At 64.9% G+C, this 24363-nt stretch carries 30 protein-coding genes; 16 read left to right on the top strand and 14 right to left on the bottom strand.

The annotated features are described in order from the left end of the window. Positions 1–768, bottom strand: coding sequence for a gamma-glutamyl-gamma-aminobutyrate hydrolase family protein (locus tag ACOQPH_RS12780; RefSeq protein ID WP_420621765.1), 768 nt, complete (start codon positions 766–768; stop codon positions 1–3). Positions 769–911: 143 nt separating this feature from the next. On the opposite strand from ACOQPH_RS12780, the gene ACOQPH_RS12775 reads away from it, so the two are divergent. After that, positions 912–2639 carry a hypothetical protein gene (locus ACOQPH_RS12775; protein ID WP_420621764.1) on the top strand — a complete coding sequence of 576 codons (1728 nt, stop codon included), beginning with the start codon at positions 912–914 and terminating at the stop codon, positions 2637–2639. A 32-nt stretch (positions 2640–2671) separates the two neighbouring features. On the opposite strand, the gene ACOQPH_RS12770 is transcribed toward ACOQPH_RS12775, so the two are convergent. Continuing rightward, a complete protein-coding gene (locus tag ACOQPH_RS12770; RefSeq protein ID WP_420621763.1) occupies positions 2672–3217 on the bottom strand; it encodes a DUF488 family protein in 546 nt (181 codons plus the stop codon). Positions 3218–3321: 104 nt separating this feature from the next. Here ACOQPH_RS12770 and ACOQPH_RS12765 point away from each other — a divergent pair, with 104 nt between their 5' ends. Both ACOQPH_RS12765 and ACOQPH_RS12760 read left to right on the top strand, forming a co-directional pair. Further along, complete coding sequence (locus ACOQPH_RS12765) at positions 3322–3579, top strand: hypothetical protein (protein ID WP_420621762.1); 258 nt, start codon at positions 3322–3324, stop codon at positions 3577–3579. Between the two features lie 3 nt (positions 3580–3582). After that, positions 3583–3828: a helix-turn-helix transcriptional regulator gene (locus ACOQPH_RS12760; RefSeq protein ID WP_420621761.1), complete on the top strand. Its 246-nt coding sequence runs from the start codon at positions 3583–3585 to the stop codon at positions 3826–3828. Between the two features lie 96 nt (positions 3829–3924). Here ACOQPH_RS12760 and ACOQPH_RS12755 read toward each other — a convergent pair whose 3' ends face one another. Next, positions 3925–4344 (bottom strand): putative toxin-antitoxin system toxin component, PIN family, encoded by a 420-nt coding sequence (locus tag ACOQPH_RS12755; protein WP_420621760.1) that lies wholly within the window; start codon positions 4342–4344, stop codon positions 3925–3927. 15 nt (positions 4345–4359) lie between these two features. Further along, complete coding sequence (locus ACOQPH_RS12750; RefSeq protein WP_420621759.1) at positions 4360–4674, bottom strand: hypothetical protein; 315 nt, start codon at positions 4672–4674, stop codon at positions 4360–4362. 294 nt (positions 4675–4968) lie between these two features. Between ACOQPH_RS12750 and ACOQPH_RS12745 the strand changes: the two genes are divergently transcribed. The 3 genes from ACOQPH_RS12745 to ACOQPH_RS12735 all read left to right on the top strand — a co-directional run bounded on the left by ACOQPH_RS12745 (position 4969) and on the right by ACOQPH_RS12735 (position 6251). Then, positions 4969–5253 (top strand): type II toxin-antitoxin system Phd/YefM family antitoxin, encoded by a 285-nt coding sequence (locus tag ACOQPH_RS12745; protein ID WP_420621758.1) that lies wholly within the window; start codon positions 4969–4971, stop codon positions 5251–5253. After that, positions 5250–5675, top strand: a complete 426-nt coding sequence (locus ACOQPH_RS12740; protein WP_420621757.1) for a type II toxin-antitoxin system VapC family toxin — start codon at positions 5250–5252, stop codon at positions 5673–5675. The genes ACOQPH_RS12745 and ACOQPH_RS12740 overlap by 4 nt, the downstream gene beginning before the upstream one ends. A 138-nt stretch (positions 5676–5813) precedes the next feature. Next, positions 5814–6251 (top strand): GFA family protein, encoded by a 438-nt coding sequence (locus tag ACOQPH_RS12735; protein WP_420621756.1) that lies wholly within the window; start codon positions 5814–5816, stop codon positions 6249–6251. Positions 6252–6273: 22 nt separating this feature from the next. Here the strand turns inward: ACOQPH_RS12735 and ACOQPH_RS12730 are convergent, their stop codons facing one another. From ACOQPH_RS12730 to ACOQPH_RS12700, 7 genes are all read right to left on the bottom strand, one after another. Then, a complete protein-coding gene (locus ACOQPH_RS12730) occupies positions 6274–6684 on the bottom strand; it encodes a type II toxin-antitoxin system VapC family toxin (RefSeq protein WP_420621755.1) in 411 nt (136 codons plus the stop codon). Then, positions 6681–6911 carry a CopG family transcriptional regulator gene (locus ACOQPH_RS12725; RefSeq protein ID WP_420621754.1) on the bottom strand — a complete coding sequence of 77 codons (231 nt, stop codon included), beginning with the start codon at positions 6909–6911 and terminating at the stop codon, positions 6681–6683. The genes ACOQPH_RS12730 and ACOQPH_RS12725 overlap by 4 nt, the downstream gene beginning before the upstream one ends. A 64-nt stretch (positions 6912–6975) precedes the next feature. After that, positions 6976–7350: a hypothetical protein gene (locus ACOQPH_RS12720; RefSeq protein WP_420621753.1), complete on the bottom strand. Its 375-nt coding sequence runs from the start codon at positions 7348–7350 to the stop codon at positions 6976–6978. Then, a complete protein-coding gene (locus tag ACOQPH_RS12715; RefSeq protein WP_420621752.1) occupies positions 7340–7558 on the bottom strand; it encodes a FitA-like ribbon-helix-helix domain-containing protein in 219 nt (72 codons plus the stop codon). The genes ACOQPH_RS12720 and ACOQPH_RS12715 overlap by 11 nt, the downstream gene beginning before the upstream one ends. Positions 7559–7625: 67 nt before the next feature. Beyond that, positions 7626–8312, bottom strand: coding sequence for a pyridoxamine 5'-phosphate oxidase family protein (locus ACOQPH_RS12710; RefSeq protein ID WP_420621751.1), 687 nt, complete (start codon positions 8310–8312; stop codon positions 7626–7628). A gap of 178 nt (positions 8313–8490) precedes the next feature. Next, positions 8491–9408, bottom strand: a complete 918-nt coding sequence (locus ACOQPH_RS12705; RefSeq protein WP_420621750.1) for a HalD/BesD family halogenase — start codon at positions 9406–9408, stop codon at positions 8491–8493. Between the two features lie 3 nt (positions 9409–9411). Beyond that, a complete protein-coding gene (locus tag ACOQPH_RS12700; RefSeq protein ID WP_420621749.1) occupies positions 9412–10359 on the bottom strand; it encodes an NAD(P)-dependent oxidoreductase in 948 nt (315 codons plus the stop codon). A 106-nt stretch (positions 10360–10465) separates the two neighbouring features. Between ACOQPH_RS12700 and ACOQPH_RS12695 the strand changes: the two genes are divergently transcribed. From ACOQPH_RS12695 to ACOQPH_RS12665, 7 genes are all read left to right on the top strand, one after another. Next, positions 10466–11701 carry an LLM class flavin-dependent oxidoreductase gene (locus ACOQPH_RS12695; RefSeq protein ID WP_420621748.1) on the top strand — a complete coding sequence of 412 codons (1236 nt, stop codon included), beginning with the start codon at positions 10466–10468 and terminating at the stop codon, positions 11699–11701. A gap of 161 nt (positions 11702–11862) precedes the next feature. Beyond that, entirely contained in the window at positions 11863–11985 is a 123-nt protein-coding gene (locus tag ACOQPH_RS12690) for a hypothetical protein (RefSeq protein WP_420621747.1), read from the top strand. A gap of 139 nt (positions 11986–12124) precedes the next feature. Continuing rightward, positions 12125–14386 (top strand): 3'-5' exonuclease, encoded by a 2262-nt coding sequence (locus tag ACOQPH_RS12685; protein ID WP_420621746.1) that lies wholly within the window; start codon positions 12125–12127, stop codon positions 14384–14386. 144 nt (positions 14387–14530) lie between these two features. Beyond that, positions 14531–14758: a PolC-type DNA polymerase III gene (locus ACOQPH_RS12680; RefSeq protein ID WP_420621745.1), complete on the top strand. Its 228-nt coding sequence runs from the start codon at positions 14531–14533 to the stop codon at positions 14756–14758. Between the two features lie 85 nt (positions 14759–14843). Next, complete coding sequence (locus ACOQPH_RS12675) at positions 14844–15191, top strand: hypothetical protein (protein ID WP_420621744.1); 348 nt, start codon at positions 14844–14846, stop codon at positions 15189–15191. Between the two features lie 150 nt (positions 15192–15341). Beyond that, positions 15342–16388 (top strand): hypothetical protein, encoded by a 1047-nt coding sequence (locus tag ACOQPH_RS12670; protein WP_420621743.1) that lies wholly within the window; start codon positions 15342–15344, stop codon positions 16386–16388. An 88-nt stretch (positions 16389–16476) separates the two neighbouring features. Next, entirely contained in the window at positions 16477–17145 is a 669-nt protein-coding gene (locus tag ACOQPH_RS12665; RefSeq protein WP_420621742.1) for a hypothetical protein, read from the top strand. Positions 17146–17226: 81 nt separating this feature from the next. On the opposite strand, the gene ACOQPH_RS12660 is transcribed toward ACOQPH_RS12665, so the two are convergent. Both ACOQPH_RS12660 and ACOQPH_RS12655 read right to left on the bottom strand, forming a co-directional pair. Beyond that, positions 17227–18105 carry a haloalkane dehalogenase gene (locus ACOQPH_RS12660; RefSeq protein ID WP_420621741.1) on the bottom strand — a complete coding sequence of 293 codons (879 nt, stop codon included), beginning with the start codon at positions 18103–18105 and terminating at the stop codon, positions 17227–17229. A gap of 102 nt (positions 18106–18207) precedes the next feature. Further along, a complete protein-coding gene (locus tag ACOQPH_RS12655; RefSeq protein WP_420621740.1) occupies positions 18208–19092 on the bottom strand; it encodes a YceI family protein in 885 nt (294 codons plus the stop codon). A 28-nt stretch (positions 19093–19120) separates the two neighbouring features. Between ACOQPH_RS12655 and guaB the strand changes: the two genes are divergently transcribed. The 3 genes from guaB to ACOQPH_RS12640 are packed head-to-tail and all read left to right on the top strand — an operon-like array spanning position 19121 to position 22648. Beyond that, on the top strand, positions 19121–20200 hold the full coding sequence (guaB, locus tag ACOQPH_RS12650) for an IMP dehydrogenase (protein WP_420621739.1): 1080 nt from the start codon (positions 19121–19123) through the stop codon (positions 20198–20200). A gap of 35 nt (positions 20201–20235) precedes the next feature. Then, positions 20236–20604, top strand: a complete 369-nt coding sequence (queF, locus tag ACOQPH_RS12645) for a preQ(1) synthase (protein WP_419554409.1) — start codon at positions 20236–20238, stop codon at positions 20602–20604. 52 nt (positions 20605–20656) lie between these two features. Continuing rightward, on the top strand, positions 20657–22648 hold the full coding sequence (locus ACOQPH_RS12640; RefSeq protein ID WP_420621738.1) for a putative glycoside hydrolase: 1992 nt from the start codon (positions 20657–20659) through the stop codon (positions 22646–22648). Between the two features lie 27 nt (positions 22649–22675). Here the strand turns inward: ACOQPH_RS12640 and ACOQPH_RS12635 are convergent, their stop codons facing one another. Further along, on the bottom strand, positions 22676–24358 hold the full coding sequence (locus tag ACOQPH_RS12635) for an AMP-binding protein (protein ID WP_420621737.1): 1683 nt from the start codon (positions 24356–24358) through the stop codon (positions 22676–22678). Positions 24359–24363 lie beyond the last annotated feature (5 nt).

Below are 24363 nucleotides of genomic sequence, written 5' to 3'. Positions count from 1 at the left end.
TCAGCGGCTGGCGTTGTCGACCAGCCAGCGGAAGCAGGGGTCGGCCAGCGCCTCGGTCATCAACTCGGGATGCCATTGCACGGCGATGATCGGGAACTCGGCGTGCTCCATGCCTTCGATGATCCCGTCGGGGGAGTGAGCGGTGGCGATGTAGCCGTCGCCAAGCTGATCGGCGGCTTGGTGATGCAGTGAGTTCACGGCAACCTCCGGTCCGTACAGGCGCCGCAATTCGCTGTCCTCGGTGGTGGTCACGACGTGCGGCGTGGCGTCGGGCGGCCCGTCGACAAATGCGTGGGTGGGCAGGTCCGGGTGCAGCGTGCCGCCGGCCGCGACCGTGAGCAGTTGGATGCCGCGGCAGATTCCCAACACCGGCACGTCGGCGGTCACGGCGGCGTCGAGCAACTCGAGCTCGAAGGCGTCGCGCAACGGAATCTGACCGTCTGGCACGACGGCGTCGTCCGGCGTGTCGAAGGCGCTCGAGGCGCTGGCACCGGACCCGTCCCCGGCTTCGGTGACCAGCCGCTCGGCGTACAGGCTTGCGGCCACGTCCTCGCCGCCGGTGAGCAGTAGTCCGTCGAGTCGGGGGGCAATGTCTGTGGGGTCCGCGTCGAGCGGCAGGTAGACCGCAATGCCGCCCGCCGCGTTCACGGCCTGGGCGTAGTGGGCGATGTACAGGTCAACGTCGACATCGGTGAACACCGGTGGGAAGCCACCGATTCGTGATCCTTTGCGTCGGCGTCCGACAAGCCCGATCAGCGGTTTCGGCACCCGTCCACCCTAGATCGGTCGTTTCGAGCCCCCTCTGACATCTCGCTTACCGGCGCACGCAAGTACGGTCGGGCCCATGGTGGTGCTTGGCCCGAGCTGCCGTAGCGATCAGGGCTGGGGAAGCTGCCAGGAGGCGTCCGGAAGTGCCCGCTGAGCCAGAAGACCCGGTGGTGTTGGTGCCGCTGGAGCCGGCCGACGGCGGTTCTGCGACGGTCGAAATGCAGCAGGGCACTGATGGGCCGCGAAAGCGTTGGTGGCTGGCAGCGACGATTGTCGCCGTTCTGCTCGTCGCCGCTGTTGCCGTCAATTCGCAGCTTGGAACAGACCGTGTCGCCGACGCCGACGCCGACGCCGACGCCGACGCCGACGCCGCCGAGGCGGCAGAAGATGTGAGTGACGAGAGCGCGGACGGGTCCCCGCCCGATGATCCAGCGGCGCCCGAGGCGACGACGGCCGAATCGGAGACGCCGGCGCAGCCGGAGCCGGACCCCTCAGGCGACGAGCGAGCAGGTGCCGACGACGATCCTGGGGCGGAGTCGTTGCAGGTCTTCGGCGAACCAGAGCACCCGGTCTCAGGCGTGGAGCCGTACATCCCGAGCCGGGTACGGTCCGATGAGCCTGGTCCGCCCGCGCAATTCTGTGACGGCAGCTTTTCGGCGACCCGATTCCAGCTTCCACTGCGGTTTGCCAGCACGAAACCGGGGGGCGTTGACTACCTGTCGTGGGCGACGGACTGCCGGAGAATGGTGTTCCGGGTTGGGAGCACGCTGTGGGTGGCGGATGCCGATGGCACGAGCGATCTGCCGTTTCTCACCGCTCAGCATGGTCTGAGTGCGCCGGCGTGGTCACCCGATGGCCGATGGATCGCTTTCTCGCAGGGCGCGATTGTCGACGGGGATCGAGCGAGCCACATCTACATCGTCCAGCCCGATGCCCTCGGTCTCGCGCAAGTCACGGACGGTCTGGTCTTGGACCAAGATCCAGCCTGGTCTCCCGACGGGACGCGGATCGCCTTCTCACGTCGAGCACGGGCCAGCGAGGAGTCTGTCACGGGCCAATTCGACCAGTACATCGTGGTGGTGGATGTCGACACCGGCATTGAGCAAGAGTTGACTGCCGGCGGTGAGCACGAGTCCGCGCCGTCTTGGTCTCCTGATGGCGAATCGGTCAGCTATCGCTCGGGCGGTTCGCTGATGCAGTTGCGACTGAATGACGCCGTTGAGTTCGAGCGGCTCGCAGGCGTAGTTGGGCGCGGTGCATCGTGGTCCCCAAATGGTTCGCGAGTCGCAGTATTCCGGGACTGGTTCGACGGCAGAACGACGATCGTGGTCAGTGACCTGCCGGGGCTGTATCCCGGGGATCAGCATGTGATTGCGGTGGAGAGTCTCGAGCAGGCTTCGCCCAGCGTGGTGCCGACGCTGCAGTGGAACGCTGACGGCCAGCGCCTCTTATTCCACGGCTCCGATACGCCTGCCATCCACTGGGCGTACTCGATCGTGGTTCCCGCACCGACGCGTTCGCCGGAATACTGGGCGATGCTGGATGTTGTCGAGGCGGTCCTGCGGGAGGCCCGGTACGACGTGGTCGCCGTCCTGCATTCGGTTGAGGTCGAAGCTGAGTTCTCGGTCCGGGGCCGGGCCGGTGGAACGATGATCGAGGCCTGGATCGCACTCGAGCGCAGCGAGCCGCGTCGTTTCTTCGACGCCGTCGAGAACCCGCATTCGGAATTGCCGGGAATCCGCCGCAGTCCCGAACGGATCGGCGTGTGGTTCCAGTGCGACGGTCGCTACGGCGAGGTACTCGCTGCTTCGCAGGTCGTCGCCGATGCTCTCGCTGCAGACGTGATGTCAGCCATCTGCGAGGACAACTGACCCACCGCACACCTTGGCGCAGCCACGCAAACTCACTGGGCTGAGGCAGACGGCGTCTCGAAGAACGTGAGCTGTTCGCTCTCGTCCGCTTCATTGTGGCCGCCTTCGGCCTCGGCGACGAGGCGTCCGTCCCCTCGGATGTGTGTGACCGTCGGTGGGGCACTCCGCTCGAGCAGCGCTTGGGTGATGAGCAGCCGACGGTGGCAGCGCGTCGGGTCTTCTTCACTGCACATCATCACCACTCGCTGTGTCGCTGTACCGGCGAGCAGGCGTCGCAAACCTTCGGCGAATCGTTCGGTGCGAGCGACTCGGTCGTAGAGCACATTGCCAGCGTCGTCGTACAGATCTGGCTCAGGGGGCCGGCCGCCCAGCTCGCGGCCCAAGAACACATAGCCGAGACCGGCCTCGGCCAGCAGTTGCCGCAGTGCCGTCTGCCTGAAGTGAGGCGAGAACCGGCTGTACGGCTGTGAACGGACGTCAGCGACTGCTTCGATTCGGTGCTGACGGAGAAGCCCAACGAAGCGCTCCGGCGCGTGATTGGAATGGCCGATCGACCACAATTCGACAGGATTGCTCACTCTGGCACCCTCTCTGGTCGCTGCGTTAGCGTGGCACGCCGTTCGACTTGCGTTGTTGTCGGCGCTGAGGTTGCGCTGTGACTGCCGCATGCGACAATGAGCACGTGGGAACCCGATTGGTGCTTCGCCTCGCGGGGGAGCAAGCAAGCCTCGGTCAGGCGGACGCGGTCGACCTCATCGAGATCTTGCGAGCGGACCAGCTTGAGCTCAGTTTGTCCGCCGGCGACTTCTGGGACACGAAGTCGGTCGCTGAGCTAGCTGAGGCACAGGGCGTAGACCCGATCTACAGCGTCGAGGTATTGCGGGACGACGACATTACCGCAGCAGAGGCCGAGACCTTCATGGCTGCACTTGGTTTGTGACGAGTGACATCAGAGGCGTTGCTCGACGACACATGGGAAGAGGACCGCATGGGCACCAGAGCCGATACGCACTACGCCTACGAACCCGATGTCGTCTACTCGCCTGGCGAGACCTTGAGAGAGTGGCTTGACGAACACGACATGACCCAAGCCGAGCTTGCGGCTCGCACTGAGTTGTCGACCAAGCACATCGACGAGCTCGCTGCGGGTATTGAGCCGATCACCGACGAGACGGCGCTCAGCCTTTAACGGGTGACTGGCGTGCCTGCCAGCCTCTGGAGCCGGCTTGAGGCTTCGTACCGCAGGTAGCGGCGTCCCCGGCACCGGCGCACGCCCCACCTCGCGTCAACCCGTGCTGGTGAGCATTGCCTCAAAGGCTGCGGGCGTGACCACGGGTGGTGATTGTTCTTCCCACTCGAGCAGATCGCGATCGCCTGACACGATGACATCTGCGTCGTGGAGACGTGCCAGTGCCACGAGGTAGTCGTCGTTGGGGTCACGGGTGAAGCGCTCGAAATCCGCAGGGTCGGGCATGGTCTCCGCGTCGGCGATCAGAGCGTCAAGATGTGACCGCGCAGCTGCCGGCGAGATCAAACGGCGCATTCTTGGCCGTTCGAGGAGGACGGCCGTAACTTCCTCAAGGAGTCGCGGGCACGCAATCAACTCGAACGAGCGAGATGTTCGCCACAGATGAAGCACGCGCCGAGGGGGCCCGAATCCGATGGCCGCCGAAATGAGCACATTGGCGTCCAGCACCGCTCGCATTGTCCGGCGATCGACTTAGCGATTGGCACGCTGGCGTCGGACCGCCTTCGACTCGGACACCGCGAGCGCCATCACCTCTTCGTCGCCGAGACTGCCTGCCGCACTTGCAGGCGAGACGGATGCAGCGGGAGATGACCGGACGAAACGATTGCGAGCTTGCGCTCCCGTCAGGCCGACGGCGTCGCCGATCAGATCCCAGGACGCGCCGGACAATCGGGCAGCGCGCATCAGTTCCCGGCATGACTCCGGCAACGGAGCGTCACATCGATCCGCCTTGCGGAGCGCATCAAGCACGGCCGCCGGGTGCCCGAATTCGACGCTCGCGTCCATGCCGGTCAGCGTAAGCGCCACTTGGGTCGCGAGCCAACGGTTTTGTGTCGGGCCTTGGCACAGGGCAGCGTCGTTTCGACAGACGTCGTCGTTCAGCATCGGTCCCGCGAAGCCTCAGACGCAGAACACGCCGATGCGGCACAGCAAGGTTGAGTTGTGACTAGCGCATGCGACAATGAGCGCGTGGGAACTCGGTTGGTCCTTCGTCTTCGAGCTGACGTGGCCGCATCACCGCAGTCTCCGCTGTCGTTGTCGCGGCCTATCAGGTCATTTAATCCTGACTAAACTAGTCATATGAGTTCCGGTACCGTGTCTGTTTCCGAACTGAAGGCGAACCTGTCCCGCTACCTGCGTGAGGTGCGGCGAGGCGGTGAGCTACAGGTGACCGATCGCGGCACGCCGGTTGCGAGGCTTGTGCCGCCCGCGGAGCCCGAGGATGAGCATCTCAGCCGATTGATCAAGTTGGGTGTGCTTCGAGCGGGGCAGGGAGATGCTGCGGCCGTGCTCGACGAACCTCCCTTGCAGATCCCGACCAGTCTCGCGGAGGCGTTGGCCGAAGAGAGAGAGGATCGTGCGTGAGGTACTGGGATACCTCGGCGCTCGTACCGCTCTTCGTTGCCGAACCGACAACTGACGCAGCGCGGTCGTGGCTGGAAGACGACGGCGTCATCGCTACCTGGGCATGGACGCGAGTAGAGATCACCAGCGCCGTAGAGCGGCGTACGCGCGATGGCGATCTGTCACGGGAGCAGCGCCGCAGCCTCATGAGTCGCCTGGACGGATTCAGCGCGACATGGCACGAAGTGGTCGAGATGCTGGCCGTGCGCTCGCGTTCGATGTCGGTGCTGGCACGGCATCCGCTTCGGGCGGCCGACGCCGCCCAGCTCGGCGCGGCATTGCATGTCCAAGAACAGCTCGGTGCCCCTTTGCAATTCGTAACTCTGGACCGACGTCTCGCCGAAGCAGCCGAGCGCGAAGGACTTGCCGTCGTCACCCACTGAGCAACGGCTGGCCTATCCGAGTGACTTGCTTGCTGAGCAGGACCGGGGAGATCTCCATGAGCGTCATCTAGGGAACAGGCGTGCCATGAGACAATCGCAGCCTTACCGACTTAGCGGCGGGATCTTGGAGGGATTGCCATGAGCGAATCGGCCCAGCCTCGGTCGGAGCCCGCTGCTTCGGGCCACTGCCTGTGCGGTGGCGTGAGCTACGAGGTGCATGGCCCTATCCGTCAAGTGTGGAACTGTCACTGCTGGCGCTGCCGTCGGTGGACGGGTCACCACATGGCCGCGACGGGATGCAGGCGCTCTGATCTTCGGCTCTTGTCTGACACCACCTTGGCTTGGCACCACCCGGCCGATGACCCCAACGTGGCCTATGGCTTCTGCCGGGAGTGCGGCGGGTCGCTCTTCTGGAAGGTGATGGAAGGCTCGCCCGATCAGATTGACGACATCGCGATCTGCGCGGGCACGCTCGACCTTCCGTCAGGCCTGCACACCGAGCGGGCCATATTCGTCGACGATGCCGCCGACTATCACACCCTCGACCCAGTGGTCCCCACCGGGGACCGCAAATAAACCGATCATTCCGGGACTCTGATCATGGGAGTACGTGGACGAAGCCGGCCGCGGCGAAGTCACCGTCGAATGCAAGGGCTTCGCGCAGTCGCCGCTGGCGCATCACTTCGAAGCTCGTGGCGTCCACGAACGAATAGCTTCGTTCGTCGCGCGTCCGCAGCCAGCGCATTGCGCGTTGTTCCAGGTCCTCGGTGACGTGCGTCACGACGAGTCCGTGCCCCGACCGGAGGGTTTCGATGCGATCCAAGTAGGCGGTGCCGTAGGCATGTCCGGCGCGGCGTCGCAGGAACGTCCATGTCTCGCCGACGACGTGATTCGTTGTGAGCATCTGCTCCGTCCGGCCGAGACGAGCGAGCATCGCCAGTGCATCAGCGTGCCGAGAGTCCGATGGCAACGCCCAGGCCACCCACCAACCCGTGTCGGCAAACTTCACGAGCCGTAGAGCACGTCGTCGATCTCGCCCGGCTCGACGCTCAATCCCTTCGGCCCGAAGCCTGCCAATGCTGTCCAAGGATCGTCGGGGTGTGCGGGCTCGTTGTTTTGCAGCATATGAAACAGACCTCGGCGAATCAGCTCAGACTTGGAGATGCCACGCCGCTTTGCTTCAAGTCGCGCGGCATCGTCGAGATGCTCGTCGATGGTGATCGAAATCGTCTTCACACATCAAATTATATATATCAAACGTGACATGCATCCCATATGTCCACGATGGCTTCGCGCAACGTCACCAAGGCCGGCGGATATCGACGATGTCGCTGGTGACCTCGTCAGAGGCTGTGAACAGCGGTACTCGCAGGTGCTCGGCCAAGACGAGCGCTGACCATGAATCCAGCGTGTCGACTGCCTGAAGACCTGCACGCGACACCGTCGAAGCGACGAGCGACCGCACTGGAAACCACTCATCGACGACCGAGGTTGCTAGGCCGATTTCCGCTTCGACTGCAGCCGCGCGCCCGAAGCTACGGGCAGCGAGAAAGCGGCCGACAGTCACCGAGCTCCAATCGAGTGCCAGCAATTCAGCGTTCTCAGGCGCGTCGCCTTCGAGCATTCCTGCTGCGACGAGCATGCCGCCGGCGTCGCAAACGACGCTACGCAGCATCGATGTCGCGGAGCTTGCGGCGTATGGCCTCGAATTCCGAACGGCTCATGGTGTGGGCTCCGGGCGCCAACTCTTCGGGGGATGGCCGCGATGCGACGCGCGTCAACTGGTTGCGAAGGTATTGCTGCATGGACAGTCCCGCCGCGGCCGCCTGCTGCCGGAGCCGCTCGCCGACGTCGTCATCGAGATCCTTGATGTTGAGGTCCATAGACATGATTCTACCAAAATGGTATAAGTCGATTGAGCGCCATCCTGGATCCGTTGCTGTTCATGCTTTAGCTGACGCGGCGGGCGTCGGGAGTTCGGTTGGCGAGGCTGGCGACGGCGGTAGGGGTCGGGATTCCTTCGGTGAGGTCGGCTGCGGGGGTGGGCAACTCGAAGTGGGTCGTGAGTGGAACCACGCCGGCCCACCAGTTGCCGGCCATGTCCTCGGCGTCGTCAACCGGGTCACCCGAGCGGACCTTGGCCGACGCCTCAGCCAGCGGTAGCTCGAGCACAAGCGTCGCCCGCAGGTCCGCCTCGCTTGGCGGTCGGGAAGTGTCCCAGATGGCGACAATGTGATCGGTCACGAGCTTCAGGGCACGTTCTTTGGCTGCCGCGTCGTCGATGCGCCGGGCGAGGCCTCGCACCACCACGCAGCGGTAGTTCATCGAGTTGTGGAACGGCGTACGAGCCATCACCAAGCCGTCGAGGTGCGTCACTGTCACGCAGATCTCGGCATCCCCGCCGGAGTTCAGCAAGTGGTTCGCGAGCGCCCCGTGCAGGTACAGGTTCTCGTCATCGCGCCCGTAGGCCATCGGCAGCACCAACGGCCCGTCAGGCGTGTTGACGCCGACGTGTGCAATCAGCCCGGCGTCGAGAATCTCCACCACTTCGTCATGGCTGTAGCGGCCGCGCTCTGCCATCCGCCGCAACTTGGTGCGTGCCGAGGGAGCCTGCGCGCTGTTACTGGAATCGCTCACGCCCGCACGGTACGCGGCGCGCCAATGCCCGGCACGCCGGTTTTGTGATGACTCGTCCCGCCGAACCAGCCGGTACGTCTGGATCATGCATCCGGATTGAGAGATGCAAGAGATGCAGAGGCTTCTAGGGACGCAGGTGGCGCAACCTGATGGGGACCGATGACTGTGCCGGCCCGGGTCAGTCGAGCAGGTCGTCGTCGCGGACCCGGCGTCGCTCAGCCTCTTCATGCTCGGGCAGCACGCGGCCGAACAGCTGGCGGGTTCGTTCGACTCGCCCGATGACGCCGGATTGGTGGGTGTAGGCGAAGATCGCCGCGTGGCGAGGCTGCGAGCTTGCGGTCACCCGGGTCACCCGGTGCAGTGAGTAGCGGCCGCGGAAGATCTGCAAGTCACCGGGTCGCAGCTCCAGCGTGCGAACGCCGTCGCGCCCGCCGGCCAGCAGCGATCCGATGACCTCGAAACCCTCGTCGTCGGCAGACCGCACCCCAGGTGCGTACTCGAACAGCCCGCCCTCGTCTGCTGGCTGCACCAGCACGGTCACGGCGAAGTCGTTGGTGTCGAAGTGCCAGGGGAACTGCTGGCCGGCATCCAAGATGTTGGCCGTCAGACCCGCCAACGGGTCGTCGTAGCAATGCAGATAGTCGATCTCGAGGCAGTCGGCCAGCAGGCGACACACCTGGGGTGCTCGGAACAACATGTCCATGGCGCACACCGGCGGCCAGGCGTCGCCCGGTATGAATCCGCTCGATCGCTCGGTGAACGTGTTCACCGGGTGATCGTCGCCGAAGTCGGGATCAACGTCGGTATGGAAATACGGGTTGATGACCTGCGTGGAGAAGTGGGTCTGCGGCTTCGCGGCGACGATCTCGTCGTTGAGCAGGCGTACGGCGCTGGGGGTGACGAAGTTCTTCAGCAGGGCGCAACCGTCGGCTCGCAGGTCGGCGCGAGCCTGTTCCACCGCAACCCAATACGCGGTGTGGCTCGGCTCCGAAGCCGGCAGGTCTCGGCCGTCGAGCGGGTAGCGAGAGGTCTCGATCAACTCGCTCAGCTCAGTCAATTCGACTGGCATGGTTGAGTCCGATGTCGCGACGCCCATCGGTCATGCCTCCCAGTGCGGCACCCAGTCGCCGTCGAGTCGCAGGGACAGGTCCGCGTCGTCTTCGATACGGCGCGCCACGCTCAGCTCTGCGGCATCGAGGCCGTAGCGCTCGGCAGCCCGCTCGAACGCTGCACGCGCCGCAGCCGTCATCGGCAGGTCGGCACCGACGGCCGCCTCCAGCTCGGCCACCAACCCGAGATCCTTCACGCACAGGCCCAGCGAGAATGACGGGTCGTAGTGGCCGGCGAAGATGCTGGGTGCGTCGTGGCGGGCCACGAAGCTGTCGGCGGCGCTGTCCTTGATGGCTTCCCACAGGTCGCCGAGCTCGACACCGTTGCGAACTCCCACGGCCAGCCCTTCGGCCAGCGCGGCTGCAGCCACGAACCAGAGCTGGTTCGTCACCAGCTTTACAACGCAGCCGGTGCCCAGCGCGCCGCACTCGATCACACGCCCCAGACGTTCGAGCAGCGGGCGCACACGCTGCACGGTTGCCGCCTCACCGCCAGCGAACAGCGTGAGCGTGCCGTTGCGGGCGCCGTCCACGGCTCCGGTCACCGGCGAGTCCACCACCGCAACGCCCGCCGGCGCCTCGGTCGCCAGACGCTGAATCGACTCGGGGCGGCTCGTCGTCAAGTCCACCCAGATCGAGTTCGGCGACAGCGCCGCAAGTGCCCCAGCGTCACACATCACTGCCTCAACATGCGCGGGCGCCGGCAGCGAGGTCATCAGCACGTCGACGCCGTCCGCGGCTTCCGCAGCCGAGCCGGCGGCAGAGACTCCTGCCGCCGCTGCGGCCTCCAGCGCATCTGGGTTGAGGTCGAACGCTTGCACACGGTGGCCGGCGCGAGCCAGGCGAGCGCACATCGGCCCGCCCATCGTGCCCAACCCGACGAATCCGACTGTCTCCATCGTCGCTATGTCCTCGTCGTCACCCTTCTCACCAAACACTAATGTTCGTTCCCCTCCTGGACGAGTCCAGAAACACGTTCCCCCGGATCGCCGAAGACCCTCCCACCTAGGATGGCCGGCGCCCCGCAACCCTGGGAGGCGTGCCATGAAGTTCGGGATCTTCTACGAGCTCCAGCTGCCGAGACCGTGGAACGACGACTCCGAGTACGTCCTGTTCCAGCAAGCGCTCGACCAGATCGAGCTGGCCGACAAGCTCGGCTACGACTACGCGTGGGAAGTGGAGCACCACTTCCTGGAGGAATACAGCCACAGCTCCGCGCCCGAGGTCTTCCTGGCCGCTGCCAGCCAGCGCACCCGCAACATCCGCTTGGGGCACGGCATCGTGCAGCTGCCCACGAACCACCCCGCCCGGGTCGCCGAGCGGATCTCCACGCTCGACCTCGTCAGCGGGGGCCGGGTCGAGCTGGGCATCGGCGAGGGCTCCTCGGTCACCGAGCTACACCCCTTCGACCGCCGCTTCCGGGACAAGCGCGTGGTGTGGGAGGACGCCGTGCGCTGCCTCATGCCCATGTTCCAAGAGGTGAACCACTCTTACGACGGCGAGATCTTCAAGTTCCCCGCCCGCAACGTGGTGCCGAAGCCCTATCAGAAGCCCCACCCGCCGCTGTGGGTGGCGTGCAGCCAGCTCGACACCATCGTTATGGCAGCCCAGCGAGGCATGGGTGCGCTGGGCTTCTCGTTCGTGTCTGCCGACGCGGCGAAGGCCTGGGTGAACGCCTACTACAACAACTACGTCAACCACCTCGACCTGCTCTGCGACTACCAGACCAATCCGGGTGTGGCCGTCGTCAGCCCGTTCATGTGCGCGCCCACCGATGAGGAAGCGCAGGCCAAGGCCGAAGGCTGGACTTTCTTCCAGTTCTCGCTGGTCTTCTACAACTCCCACGGCCCGGTGGAGCCGGGCTCGGTCAACCTGTGGGACGAGTACCAGGAGTGGAAGAAGTCGCCCAAGGGGCGCAAGGCCAGCAACAACGTCGGCCTCGTGGGCTCACCCGACACGATTCGCCAGAAGCTGAAGATGTACGAAGAGGCCCACGTCGACCAGCTCATCCTGCTGAATCAGGCCGGCAAGAACACTCACGAGGACATCTGCTCGAGTCTGGAGCTGTTCGCTGCCGATGTGATGCCCGAATTCCACGAGCGCGACGCAGAGCACCAGGACTGGAAGTCAGCCGTGCTGGCCGGCGATGTGCTCCTCGAAGACATCGACACCGACATCTACCAGCTGATCACCAACCAGACGCCGGTCGAAAAGCGCACCGAGATCGAGCGCAAGCAGCGCGAGGCCCGAGCCCGCCAGGCTGTCGGATTGGCAACCTGAGCCAGCACGGGCAGTGCGGCAGATCTTCGATCTCGAAACGAGGCTCGGCCGGAGAGTCAACGCCGTCGTCACGACCCTGATCGTGGCGTCCATGGTCACACTGGTGGCCGGCACTCACTACACCGCTCAGCACCGGCGGCAAAGTGCTCAACATCGTCATCGTGCTGATCGGACTGGGCGTGGTGGCGGTGCCCTCAGGCCTGCTGGCCTTGGCGCTCTACAAGTCCGATGTCGAGCAGCAGGGAAGCACCACCGACAAAGTTGACAGCCAAGCCGACGACTGAAGCCGGCAGCCAGCAGCACGGCGGCGTACAGCACGAACACCTTCCTGAGCATGATGCCTCATTGTGCTCGGACATTGAGCTGCTGGCTTGCATCAGTCCGCAGGCAGGCTGCCGCAGGGTCGCGCGAGACTCCGCGCCCATGGCGTTCGCTCTTGTCACCACCAAGTCGTACTTCGATTCTGTTGCCGCACTGGCCGGCGATGACATCTACGCCAGCGCCTTGGACAGAACACACAGCTGGCTTGAAGAACGCCCCTTCCGGCACCCCAGCCTGCACACCCACGATGTCGGCCGGGCAACGAATGGCCGCAAATTGTTCGCTTCCGATGTCGGCGGGCGCGCCAATGATCGACGCCTCGTGTGGCAGCTCTTCAACCAGACCGTTGTGCTGCTGTTGTACGGCACCCATGCGATCTTCCGACGCGCTCGCCGCATGCGCATCGACTACGACGAGGTGGGTGATCTCCGGGTCTTCGAACGCGAGGCTGAGAACTCGGCCGACGAGAACTACGACACCGTGCGCGGCCGGCGCCTCCGCAACGAAGGGCTGACCTTCAGTCCTTGGAGCCATTCCGAGCTGCGGCAGTACGGCTTTAACGATGAAGACATCGCACGGCTTCGACTTGTCAACTCGGACGATGATGTGATGGCGCTTGAGTCCACACTGTCGCCGGAACGCTTCGACGCGGCATTCAGGCTCGCGGTGTACGGGGTTCCCGACGACACCGGTGTGCGCGAGATCGACCGCGAACGCACCGAAGCGATACAGCCGGTTCCGACCGAAGAGGACCGACTCATCGAGATCGACCTGACAGGCGATGCGGGTGCTGGCAACTTCGCCGAACTGGATCCCGCGCAGCTTCGAGAGCTGCTTGGGAAACCGATCGAGGACTGGATGGTGTTCTTGCACCCGCGCCAGCGAAACCTCGTCGAGCGCGACTTCGCTGGACCTGCACGAGTCAGCGGTCCGGCTGGCTCGGGCAAGACCGTCGTCGCGCTGCATCGAGCGGCGTGGCTGGCCAGTCAGTGCGCCGAACGTCGACGACGAGCCGAAGAGCAACTTCCGCTGCGAGCGTCAAGCGGCGACGGCGGTGCAGACGAGCTGCCGATCCTGTTCAGCACGTACATCAGGTCGCTGCCTGAAGTATTCGCAGCGTTGTATGGACGCATCGCCGACGCCCAACGGGATCAGATCGAGTTCGTGAATGTCGACCGTTTGGCTCGACGGACTTGTGAACGTCACGGCATCAGTGTGACGACGGATCCCCAAGCCATCGAGAGCGCCTACCAGGCCGCCGCTTCCGCCGTGCTCAGAAGGGAATCGCCGTCTGGTTTGGCAACCGCGTTCACCGACCGTTACCTGAAGGATGAGATCGAACGCGTCATCAAGGGCCGCGCGATCAGCACACTCGACGACTACCTGGCGGCGGAGCGAACGGGCCGCCGTGTGCGGATGACGGAGGCGCAACGTCGCCGAGTGTGGGAGCTGCGCGAAGCATGGGACGCCGAGCTCGCGGCCCGCGGCACCATGAGCTTTGCTGATGTGCTGCTACGCGCACTCGGTGTGGCGGACGCTGCGCCGCAGCGCCGGTACTTGGCGGCGGTAGTGGACGAGGTGCAGGATCTCACCATGACCGGCCTGATGCTGATCCGAGCGCTGGTCAACGGCGGAAGCAGCGATCCGCGCAACGGCTTGTTCATGGTCGGCGACGCGGCGCAGCGGATCTACCCGGGCGGATGGACGGTTAGTCAGGCTGGGCTGGACATTCGCGGACGTTCGGCAGTCTTGGGCGTCAACTGGCGCACAACCGCGGAGATCGCGACCGCTGCACGGGCTGTTGCCTCTGGTCTGCAAGTCGAAGATCTCGACGAACGCTACGACCGGTCCGAGCAGACTACGGCCGAACTGCGTCACGGACCGCTGCCGTGTCTGGTGAGCTGCCGCAGCCGAGACGCCGAACTCGGGGAAGTGGCGGCGCGGGTCCGATCAATACTTGAGTCTCCTGATGCTGCGCCCGGTGATGTGGCCGTACTCACGAGCACCCGCAGCGAAGCGCGTCAGGTCGCGACTCGCCTGCGTGCGGAAGGAGTGCTGGTCACCGAACTTGAGTCTTACGACGGACAGAGCGGGCGAGGCGTCAACGTCGGCACTCACTTTCGGTCGAAGGGTCTCGAATTCAAGCGTGTGCTGCTGCCCGGTCTCGGCGCTGACTTTCCGTCCATCCCCTCGAACTGCCGCGATGAAGAAGAGATCGCTGAGCATGTCGCGATGCGCATGTCGGAGCTGTATGTCGCCATGACTCGCGCTCGGGACGAACTCGTGGTCCTCCACACCGGTCGGGTGCCGACGCGGGCGATTGCGGTCAACTTGGAAGGGTTTGAACGGGAGACCCGCTCGTGACAGCAATCCAACGGCCACGTTGCGCGATACAGCCAAGTCCACGAGGCATGAGGCCCAGCACGCCGAGCACAGGATGAGAGAACCAATGACGGTGAACATCGGCAGCCGAGAACAGGACGGCGAAAGCAGGATGAGGAGGTTGCGGTGAACCAGCACCGAATCGTCGCGATCGACTGTGAGACGACGGGCTTCTCCAAGCACGACCGCATTGTGGAGATTGCTGCGGTGGAGATCGACGTGGCTCGGGGCGAAATCACCGATGAGTTCGACTCGCTCGTCAACCCGATGCGCGACATCGGCGCCGTGGGTGTTCATGGCATCACGCCGTCGATGGTTCAAGCCGCCCCCAACGTTCGAGGAGCTTGCCTTTGAGTTGGGTATCAGCGAGGCCCAGGCGTGACGCGCGCATCGCGCATACTTCGAGTCCATCGCGACGGCGGTCGTGCGGGACCATGTCGTGACGCCGGAAGAGCACGAGTTGCTGATCCGCATCGCAGCTGCGCTCAACGTGGGCGACGTTGAGATTCCCGACGTCACCGCGCTGCCTAGCGCCAGAGATCTCGGCGCTGGCCTGCGCGTCTGCTTCACCGGCACGGCCACCATTGACGGATCATCAGTGACGCGTGAGTTGCTGGAGGAAGCTGCCGCTCTCGCAGGCCTGGTGCCCGTCCTTACCGTCACCAAGAAGAACTGCGATCTGCTGGTAGCGGCAGACCCTGCCAGCAGTTCCGGCAAGGCCACGAAGGCTCGCAACTATGGCATTCCGATCATGTCGGTTGCGGAGTTCCTGGAGCAGCTTCGCTGAAGCCGGCGTTCGGTGCCGCTCCCCGCACACATCTTCACTGTTCTGTATCGACGCGCAGGCGGTGCACGCCGCAGCCTGAGGCACCTTCGGCACAGTCATGCGTTCTGTGTTCTCGCATACAAGAACACGGAACGCATGTAGGCTCGTATTGTGCCGAGACGGATAGTCGCAGCGTTGGAGGATGATGCACTGGCGGCGCTGATCGAGACGCTGGCGCGTCTTGGTGTCGTTGCCAAGGTGTTGTCGAGAGTGTCTTGGGGCGATGATCGTTCAGTTGACGCTGTCGTCGAAATTGCTGGTCAGCGATTCGATGTCGAGGTCAAGTCGATGATCACCGCGGAGCACGGACAGCGATTGGCTGGAGGCGTCAGGCGGAGAGCGCCCGTGCTCGTCATTGCCGATCGCATTGCTGCCGAAGCCAAGCGGACTCTGCGTGAAGCGGGAGTGAACTACCTCGACCGGCGCGGAGAAATGCGGATCATGGCCCCACCTCTGATCGTCGACACGGTCGTAGAGTCCACGCTCCCCGAGAAGGGCGGGTTCGGTAAGTCACTCGACAGCCAGGTCGCCAAGGAAGTAGCAATCTACTGTTTGTTGACTCCCGACGAACCCCACGGAGTCCGCCAGACAGCGCGGCTCATTGACCGTGCGCCGAGCGCTGTTTCCGGCGCCATGACCGGACTGAGAGACGACGGCCTGCTCACCGCGGCAGGTGAGCCGCTCATCCCAGACCTTTTCCATGAGTTGACGACGGTCTGGAAGCGGCGAGCAATTGCATTGGCGGCACTCCCCCCTACACGTGCCCAGGCCTCGCAGCGGCTGGAACTCGGACTCGACGAGCCTGAGCACACGCTTGGCTGGGCGCTCACCGACTCTCGAGCTGCTGCGTCGTGGGGCATGCCAATTCTTGCGCGGGGGGATTACCCACCAGATTTCTATGTGCAGTCCGACTCAGTTCTGCGCGCCGCCCGATTGCTCCTCGGTGATGCCGACGATCCCGCTGTCAGGGCGTGCACCGTCGCGGTGGCACCGGTGCGGCTGGTTTGCCTGCGCCGTCTCGACCACTCCCAGACATCCAAAGAGCGGTGGCCCGTGGCTAACCACATCGTCGTCGCCCTGGACATCGCCCAGGACAAAGCTCGCGGCCTCGAAGCCATTCAGCAGTGGAAACCTGAACGGATCGTGCGTGCCTGGTGATCCCGTTGTCCTCGTCGGTGATCGGGGTGGCCGAATTCGGTCATTCGTATCCGCGCTCTCTCGTTTCCCTGCTGAGCCTGCCTGGGCAGTGATCGGCGGTTTCGCCGTCAACGTGCGTATCACTCGCCTCCACCGCCTCACCAACGACATCGACGCCGTGAGCCGCGATCAGACCAAGCTCGTGGAGGTACTCGTCGCCGCGCCGAACGCTGGCCGGCTCGCTGCCGCGAAGCTCCAACTCGAACATGACGGCACCTCTGTCATCGTCGATGTCATGGCCGACACGTCCGATACACCGCTGCCAGCGGAGGCCAGTGAGCGCGCTTTCGCTCTCGCTCGGCGAATGGCTATGGCCACCAGTGAGCCGACCGATCTGGTTGTCGTCGAAGACAGCGACATCATCGCCACGGCAACTGCTCCGATGGCGACCACGTCGTCGCTCATCGCCCTCAAGGCCGTCGCTATTGCTCGGCGCCCGCAGGGTGGCAGCCCTGCGAAGATTGGCTCGGACATACATGATCTCGTCCGTCTCGTCCACAGTTGCAACTTCGACGTCGTCGCCGAGTCGATCGTCGGAGGTGGACAAGAGCTATGTAGCTGGGTCAGAGCGACGTTGGTGAAGCACTTCTCGCCTGAGCAGGACCTCCGGTACACCTTCGCTCGACTCCGCCGTTTGGCCCGATCTGTCGACGCGGAGGCACTCACCGAAGGAGATCTTGCTGTCGTTGCCGATCTAGGTCACGCGCTGCCGTCGTAGCGCTCAGCACATCGGTCTGCGTGCGACATTGCTGACTTGCGGGCCAGCGGGGTCAGCGACTGTGCGGAACTAACCGCTGGATCAGCGGTTTCCCAGCCAGTCAGCGATGGCTTGGCCGATCTCGTCGGGGCTGTCCTCCTGGCAGAAGTGGTTGCCCACCACGGTCACCTCGGTCTGGTTCGGCCACGTGCGGCAGTACTCGAGCTGCGGGCCGTTGAGGATCGCACCCGGATCTGCGTTGACCAGCAGCTTCGGCACATCCGAGCCCGACAGCCACTCGCCGTAGTCGGTGACGATCTGGGTCACGTCGGCCGGCTCGCCTTCGATCGGGATCTGGCGGGGCCACGTCAGCGTCGGACGCCGATGCTCAGGCTCGACGAACGGGCGGCGGTACTCGTTCATCTCCTCGTCGCTCAGCTTGCGCTGGATCGAGCCGGGCAGCACCGCCTCGACGAACAGGTTCTTGGTGATGACCATCTCCTCGCCGGCGGGCGAGCGGAAGCCCTGGAAGATGCGGGCGGCAGCCTCGGGCCACTCGGCCCAGGTCATCGGCCGCACGATGGCCTCCATGTAGACGAGACCGGCCACCCGGTCGCGGTTCCGGTTGGCCCAATCGAAACCGAGCGCTGAGCCCCAGTCGTGGATCACAAACGTGATGTTGTCGCCCAGGTCGAGCTGACCGAGCAGCCCGTCGAGGTACTCGCGGTGCTCCACGAACCGGTACGAATCGGGGCCGGTGTCGTCGAGCTTGTCCGAATCGCCCTGACCGATCAGGTCCGGCACGATGACGCGGGCATGCGGTCGCACGTGAGGCACGATGTTGCGCCACAGGTACGACGACGTCGGGTTGCCGTGGAGGAACACGACCGCATCGCCGGATCCGGACTCGTGGAATGCCATCCGCTTGCCATTGACGGTCGCGTAGGTCTTGGAAAGCGGTTCCGCAGAGAGGGTTGCCATGGGTGCTCCTTCGTTCGGCCGGATCGGCGCCACATCATGCCCGCGCTGGCTGCACACTGCACGTTTGCTCAAGAGCGCCGCTGTGTCTGATGGTTCCGGCGCCTAACGGCGCCGGAACAGCAACTGGAACTCCATGATGCCGTGGTCTTCGGCGGAGAGGACGACCGGCACCTGCGGCACGGTCACGTCGAAATCGGCGAACGTGACCTCGACAGAACCCACTACGGCGATCACGCTGCCCACCAGCTGCGCTTGGATGTCGACGACAACGGGTCGCGTGATGCCGTTCACGGTCAGGTCGCCTGGCGCCGGCAGCATGATTGCTGTCCCTGAGACCGCAGCGCCTTCGATGTGCAGGTCCTCGGTGAGCGAAAAAGCGGCGGTTGGATGCCGGGAGGCGCCCAGAGCCCGTTGAACTGCTCCGTCCCGACGCCTGTCGTCGGTCTGCAGCGTGGTGAGGTCGACCTCGATCTCCACTGACGTCACGTGCTCTGAGACGATCTCCATCGTGCCGCTGACGGCACCGGTGCGCCCCACCGCGGTGAATGCGCCGATGCTCGCCAGCTCCTCGTCGACGCGGAAACCGGCGAACGAGCCGGTGGCGTCTTCTAAGGTGAACGAGCCAGTCTCGGCGTCGACGGCCCAGCTGCCGTTGATGTCATCGATCGTGACAACGTCGTCTGAAGGAGAGGCTGCATCGGCGTCGCTGCCTTCCGGGATGACCACGACGTATTCCTGGTCTCTGTCATGGTCGCTGGCGCCGCCCTCGGGTGCTGCATCACTGCTCTCATCATCTGCGGCAGCCACCGTGGTCGTCGCACCCGGTGTGGCATCTTCTTGCACGAGCTCGGCGTCAGCGACCGCTTCGGCCAGGCTGACCTCTTCCGGCGAGGAGCCGAGCACCCGCCAGACGCCGACCGCCGCCGCCGCGGCGACGATCACCAGCAGCACAACGACCGTCACGACAGTTCTGCGCCGGGGCCTCATGGCGGGTCACGGTAGCTTGGGGCCGCTCATGAAACTGCGCGACCTGAGAACCGGACTGACCTTCGACGACGTGCTGATCGTGCCGCAGCGCTCGTCGATCCGCAGCCGCAGTCACGTATCGGTGCGCACCCGCCTGTCACGCAACATCGAGATTGAACTGCCGGTGATCGCAGCCAACATGGACACGGTCTGCGAGCACGAGATGGCCATCGCCATGGCCCGTCTCGGCGGTGCAGGCATCGTCCACCGGTTTATGCCGATCGACACGCAGGCGAGCCAGATTGCTGTGGTGAAGCGGGTCGACGGCGGGGCACTGGTGGTCGGCGGCGCGGTGGGCACCGACCACGACATGGGCGACCGGGCCAAGGCCCTGGTTGCGGCAGGTGCAGACGTGCTCGTCCTCGACATCGCGCACGGTCACGCCGATCACGCCCTCGACGGCGTGCGCCGCCTGAAAGAGCACTTCGGCGAGGTCGACGTCATCGCCGGCAATGTCGCCACGATCGACGGTGCAATCGACATGGCAGAAGCTGGCGCCGATGCCATCAAGGTTGGCGTCGGACCTGGCGGCGTCTGCACGACACGACTCGTCGCGGGAGTCGGCGTGCCGCAGCTGACTGCGACCGACAACGTGATCAACGGCTTGGCCGATGCCGGGCTCGACGTCCCCGTCATCGCCGACGGCGGTATACGAAACTCGGGCGACATCGCCAAGGCACTTGCCGTCGGCGCGGAAACCGTGATGATCGGCAGCATGCTGGCCGGCACCAAGGAGAGCCCCGGCGAGGTCGAGCAGGGGCCGTACGGGCTGCGCAAGCGCATCCGGGGAATGGCCAGCTTCGAGGCCATCGAGGCGCGAGCCGAGCGACACGGCGAGGAAATCGACGACGAGTACTTCGAGCAGCGGGCACCTGAAGGCGTCGAGGGCACGGTTCCGTACCGGGGCGAGGCCGGCAAGCTGATCGGCGAACTCATGGCCGGCCTCCGCAGCGCCATGAGCTACACCAACGCCCGCAACTTGGCCGAATTCACCGAGCGCGCAGAATTCGTTGCCGTGACACCGCTCGGGTTGGCGGAGAACACACCGCACGCCACCCTGTCCTACTGACCGGTAGCGGCACCTGCCAGTCGAGGAGATCCGCAATGGCAAGCGAACCGTCCAAGGACCTCATCGCGCTCGACGATCCCTACCCGGACCGCGACTACGAGGTACGCTGCACGACGCCCGAGCTCACGTGCGTCTGCCCCGTGACCGGGCAGCCCGACTACGCCACCGTCGAGATCGCCTACATCCCGGATCGCCGCATCGTGGAGCTGAAGTCGCTGAAGCTCTACCTGTGGAGCTACCGAGACGAGCCCGTCCATCACGAGGCCATCACCAACCGCATCCTCGACGACTTGGTTGCTGCCGTCGCACCGAAACAAGCAACGGTCGAGACGCGTTGGCTGGTCCGGGGTGGCATCACAACCACCGTCACTGCCCGCCACCCCGCGCAGGCGTCACTGGGCTGAATCGTCGGCGCCTGACTAAAGGGTGCTCAGCAGCCTCAATACACTCGATCCGATGCCGTTGTTGGCGCCTGCCGACAGGCGCATACTGCGTGAGCTGCTCGTCCGTGGGGGTACGGCCGAGATCGGCGAGATCAGCGCGGCTGCAGCTCTGGACAACCAGGTCGTGCAGGCGTCGCTGGGCACATTGCAGCGATCGGGCATCGTGGCGCCGGTGGGCTCGGTACCGGGGCTGCGAGGCGCTCGCTGGTCGCTGACCCAGCACGGCTTCGAAGTCGGGCCGTCGCTGGTCGGCAATGACCTCGGCGGCCGCGTCGATAGCCAGACTGCTCCCCAGGCGGTCGACCCGGCGGAAGGCTGGGGGTTTCCGTGGAGGCCGTCGAAGTCCGAGGCACCGCTGTATGCAACGGGGTTGAGTCGTCGTGCCCGCCGGGTGGCTGATCGTGCTGTCATCAGCACTGCGGGACGGCCCCACCAGCGCCGCCGTGGCGGCCGCTTGATTGCAGTGATCCTGCTCGCCGCGGCGACGATCGGGGTCGGAGTCGTGGCGGTCGGGGCGCTGCGCGTCACCGAGATCACCATCGGCGGCATCCATGAGGGTGCCATGTTGCAGCCCGGCCACCTCGAGGGAGCCGTCCTGGAATTCAGCGTGAGGGGTGGTGACGTCGAATCGGCCCAAATGCTGCTCGACGGATTGCCCGTGAGCGGCGTTCAGCGTTACGACAACCGGATCGTGTGGCCGGTACCCGGGTTGACTGAGGGCCTGCACATCGTCACCCTGGACGTGAACCGGCGCTTCTTCGGCACGTCTCAGGCAGCGGTGACGTTCACGGTCGACGGGACACCTCCGGCAATCGACCTGCCGAGAGTTCACGACCCGGTGCCGCTGGGCGAGCCGGTGGTCTTGGCCGGGTCTATCGAGGCGGGCGTGTCCCTGCAGATCGGCGATCAACAACTCGACACGTCGTCTGGTTCATTCAGCCTCACCCTGTCGAGCCCGCCCGGCGGCCCGCTTCCGGTGATCGCGACCGATGCCGCAGGCAACAGCACTTCGTTCGACCTCATCGTGCCCATCGGCTATCCCCACACCACCGGTGTGCATGTCAGCGCCGCCGCATGGGATCACGACGGGCTCCGTTCGGGCATCGTGGAGCTCATCGAACAGGGCCGGATCAATACGGTCCAGCTCGACCTCAAGGACGAGGATGGCTACATCGGCCATTCGACATCGATTCCGTTGGCGCGCCAGGTTGGCTCCTCGAAGGACCTATTCGACCTACGAAGTGCTATTGACGAGTTGCACGACATGGGCGTGCGCGTGATCGGCCGCATCGTGGCGTTCAACGACCCGGTGCTCACTCGCTACGCAGCTTCGACCGGCAACCTCGACTGGGTATTGCAGACCCCGGACGGCCGGCCGCTGCTGTCCACCTATGGCGGCTTTACCAATTTCAACCATGCGGTTGTGCGGAAGTACAACTTGGACATCGCGGCAGAAGCGGCCGCTGCAGGCATCGACGACATCCTCTGGGATTACATGCGCCGACCCGAGGGAAACCTCAGCGGCATGCGCATTCCCGGTTGGGACGGCGGCGATCCCTCGCCGGTCATCGTGAGCTTCCTCGCGGAAGCGGGAACGATGCTGCGGGAGGCCGAGGTGTTCCACGGCGTGTCGGTGTTCGGCATCGCCGCAGACCGTGGCGAGTGGATTGCGCAGGATGTCGGCGCGATGTCAAGTCATGTTGACTATGTGGCGCCGATGGTGTATCCGTCGCACTGGGGCCGGGGCGAATATGGCGTCTCGCACCCCGAAGCACAGCCTTACGACATCACGCGGGCTTCGCTTGCCGAATTCCAGAATGTGCTGGCCGGCACCAACACGGCGATCGTGCCCTGGCTGCAGGACTTCTCGTTGAGTGTCGACTACGGACCCGCTGAGGTGCGTGCTCAGATAGATGCCGCTCACGACCTTGGCATCAGCGACTGGCTGCTGTGGGACCCGAGGGTGACCTACACGACCGCGGGCATCCCCGTTTCGTACCCCTAGCGGGCGCCGGGCTTAGTCGAGACCGGCTCAGTCGAGACTGTCGCGCAGACGGTATTTCTGGATCTTGCCGCTGGGCGTCATCGGGAACTCGTCCACGATGACTAGGTCTTCGGGCCAGAACTGGCGAGTCACGTTCCGAGCGTCCAGAAATTCCGTGAGATCGGCGAGTGTGGGCGGATCGCCGACGGGCTGCACGAACGCGCAGCCGATCTCGCCGAGGCGCTCGTGGGGCTTGGCAACGATCGCCACCACGCCCACGGCGGGATGCCGCAGCAGCGCGTCCTCGATTTCCCTGACCGGGACGTTCTCACCGCCACGAATCACGAGGTCTTTGCTGCGACCCGCGATGCTGATGTAACCGTCGGCATCCATGATCGCCCGGTCGCCGGTGTCGAACCATCCGTCGGGCCAGTGCTGGGCGGTGAACTCGCGCCCGGCCATGTAGCCGGCAAACAACGCCGTTCCCCGGCACTGCAAGTCGCCTTCGATGTCCAGCACAGGCTCGCCGGCCTCGTCGACGACGCGCACTTCGTTGTCGCGCACTGCTCGCCCATCGGTGAGGCGGCGCTCCAGCGGATCATCGGGCATGCCCACCGTCAGCAGGCCGCACTCGGTCATGCCCCAGCCCGGCATGACCGTGCAGTCCGGCAGCAGCTCAATGGCACGCTCGAGCACGGGACGGGGGATCGCGGCGCCTGCGCACAGGAAGCGTTGCCACGAGGACAGGTCGTGATCGGCCAAGCTCTCAACGCCGAGTACATCGGCCAGAAACGGTGTGGCGCCCATCGAGAGCTGGATCCGGTGCTTCTCGATGAGACCCACGAACTCGACCGGATCCCACACGTCCTGCATGACGACGTGACCGCCGACATGCAACGGCAGACGCATCCCGTAGAGGTAGCCGGTCTGGTGGCCGAGGGTGGAGGCCATATGGCTGACATACGCCTGCGGCGCCCCTGCACCGGGATGCGGCACAAGCCCTTCGCACACGGTGTCCAAGAACGCGTCGACGGCCACCTCCAGGATGTTGTGGGTGTGCATGACGCCCTTGGGCAACCCGGTGGTACCTGAGGTGAACATCATTTCGCAGACGTCGTTCGGCCCCGGACGGCACAGGTCAACGGCGGCGCGGTCGTAGGACGAGAACCGGCCCTCCTCGATCAGGTCCTCCCAGGTCATCGCGTCAGCGGGCAGCCACGATTCGTCCTCAATCGAGGTTGACGGGCTCGGCACCACCACAAGTTCGGCCACCCATTCACAGCGTTCCCGGAGTTCGGCGTGCATCTGCGCCAATCCGAAGCCTCGGTAGCTGTCGGCGGTGATGACGACCATCGGCCGGCCGAGCTCGCTCATGACGGTGACTTCGTTGTGCCGGAAGATCGGGGCAACCGGATTGGCCACGGCACCAATGCGATCGCAGGCCACCGCAGCCACGACGAAGTGGCGCCAATTCGGCAGTTGGAGCTGGACGATCACGCCTGGACGGACGCCGATCTCCAGCAAACCCTTGCTGGCGGCGTCCACCTCGGCACCGAACTCGCCCCAGGTCATCGTGCCGAAACGGTCGGTGATGACCGGTGCGCTGGACCGCTCAGCGGTCCACTTGGTGATCTGATCGTCAAGCAGCCGGTTCGGCCACCCCCCTGACGCGCTCAGATCGTCGATGCGACCCGCTTCGAGCGTGGTCTCGAAGAACCGTTTTGCTGTCATGCGAT

The sequence above is a fragment of the Candidatus Poriferisodalis sp. genome (assembly GCF_965221945.1).
In the GTDB taxonomy this organism is placed as follows: Bacteria; Actinomycetota; Acidimicrobiia; order Acidimicrobiales; family Poriferisodalaceae; genus Poriferisodalis.
Note: the sequence above shows the minus strand (reverse complement) of the source record. Positions and strands in the feature narration are given on the sequence as shown.

What these genes read in the sequence shown, in the direction of transcription:
- guaB (WP_420621739.1), top strand. Translation starts at nt 19,121, where the DNA reads ATGAAACTGCGCGACCTGAGAACCGGACTGACCTTCGACGACGTGCTG.
- queF (WP_419554409.1), top strand. Translation starts at nt 20,236, where the DNA reads ATGGCAAGCGAACCGTCCAAGGACCTCATCGCGCTCGACGATCCCTAC.
- ACOQPH_RS12695 (WP_420621748.1), top strand. Translation starts at nt 10,466, where the DNA reads ATGAAGTTCGGGATCTTCTACGAGCTCCAGCTGCCGAGACCGTGGAAC.
- ACOQPH_RS12705 (WP_420621750.1), bottom strand. Translation starts at nt 9,408, where the DNA reads ATGGGCGTCGCGACATCGGACTCAACCATGCCAGTCGAATTGACTGAG.
- ACOQPH_RS12635 (WP_420621737.1), bottom strand. Translation starts at nt 24,358, where the DNA reads ATGACAGCAAAACGGTTCTTCGAGACCACGCTCGAAGCGGGTCGCATC.
- ACOQPH_RS12720 (WP_420621753.1), bottom strand. Translation starts at nt 7,350, where the DNA reads ATGCTGCGTAGCGTCGTTTGCGACGCCGGCGGCATGCTCGTCGCAGCA.
- ACOQPH_RS12655 (WP_420621740.1), bottom strand. Translation starts at nt 19,092, where the DNA reads ATGAGGCCCCGGCGCAGAACTGTCGTGACGGTCGTTGTGCTGCTGGTG.
- ACOQPH_RS12755 (WP_420621760.1), bottom strand. Translation starts at nt 4,344, where the DNA reads ATGCGAGCGGTGCTGGACGCCAATGTGCTCATTTCGGCGGCCATCGGA.
- ACOQPH_RS12750 (WP_420621759.1), bottom strand. Translation starts at nt 4,674, where the DNA reads ATGGACGCGAGCGTCGAATTCGGGCACCCGGCGGCCGTGCTTGATGCG.
- ACOQPH_RS12640 (WP_420621738.1), top strand. Translation starts at nt 20,657, where the DNA reads ATGCCGTTGTTGGCGCCTGCCGACAGGCGCATACTGCGTGAGCTGCTC.
- ACOQPH_RS12685 (WP_420621746.1), top strand. Translation starts at nt 12,125, where the DNA reads ATGGCGTTCGCTCTTGTCACCACCAAGTCGTACTTCGATTCTGTTGCC.
- ACOQPH_RS12660 (WP_420621741.1), bottom strand. Translation starts at nt 18,105, where the DNA reads ATGGCAACCCTCTCTGCGGAACCGCTTTCCAAGACCTACGCGACCGTC.
- ACOQPH_RS12735 (WP_420621756.1), top strand. Translation starts at nt 5,814, where the DNA reads ATGAGCGAATCGGCCCAGCCTCGGTCGGAGCCCGCTGCTTCGGGCCAC.
- ACOQPH_RS12715 (WP_420621752.1), bottom strand. Translation starts at nt 7,558, where the DNA reads ATGGACCTCAACATCAAGGATCTCGATGACGACGTCGGCGAGCGGCTC.
- ACOQPH_RS12745 (WP_420621758.1), top strand. Translation starts at nt 4,969, where the DNA reads ATGAGTTCCGGTACCGTGTCTGTTTCCGAACTGAAGGCGAACCTGTCC.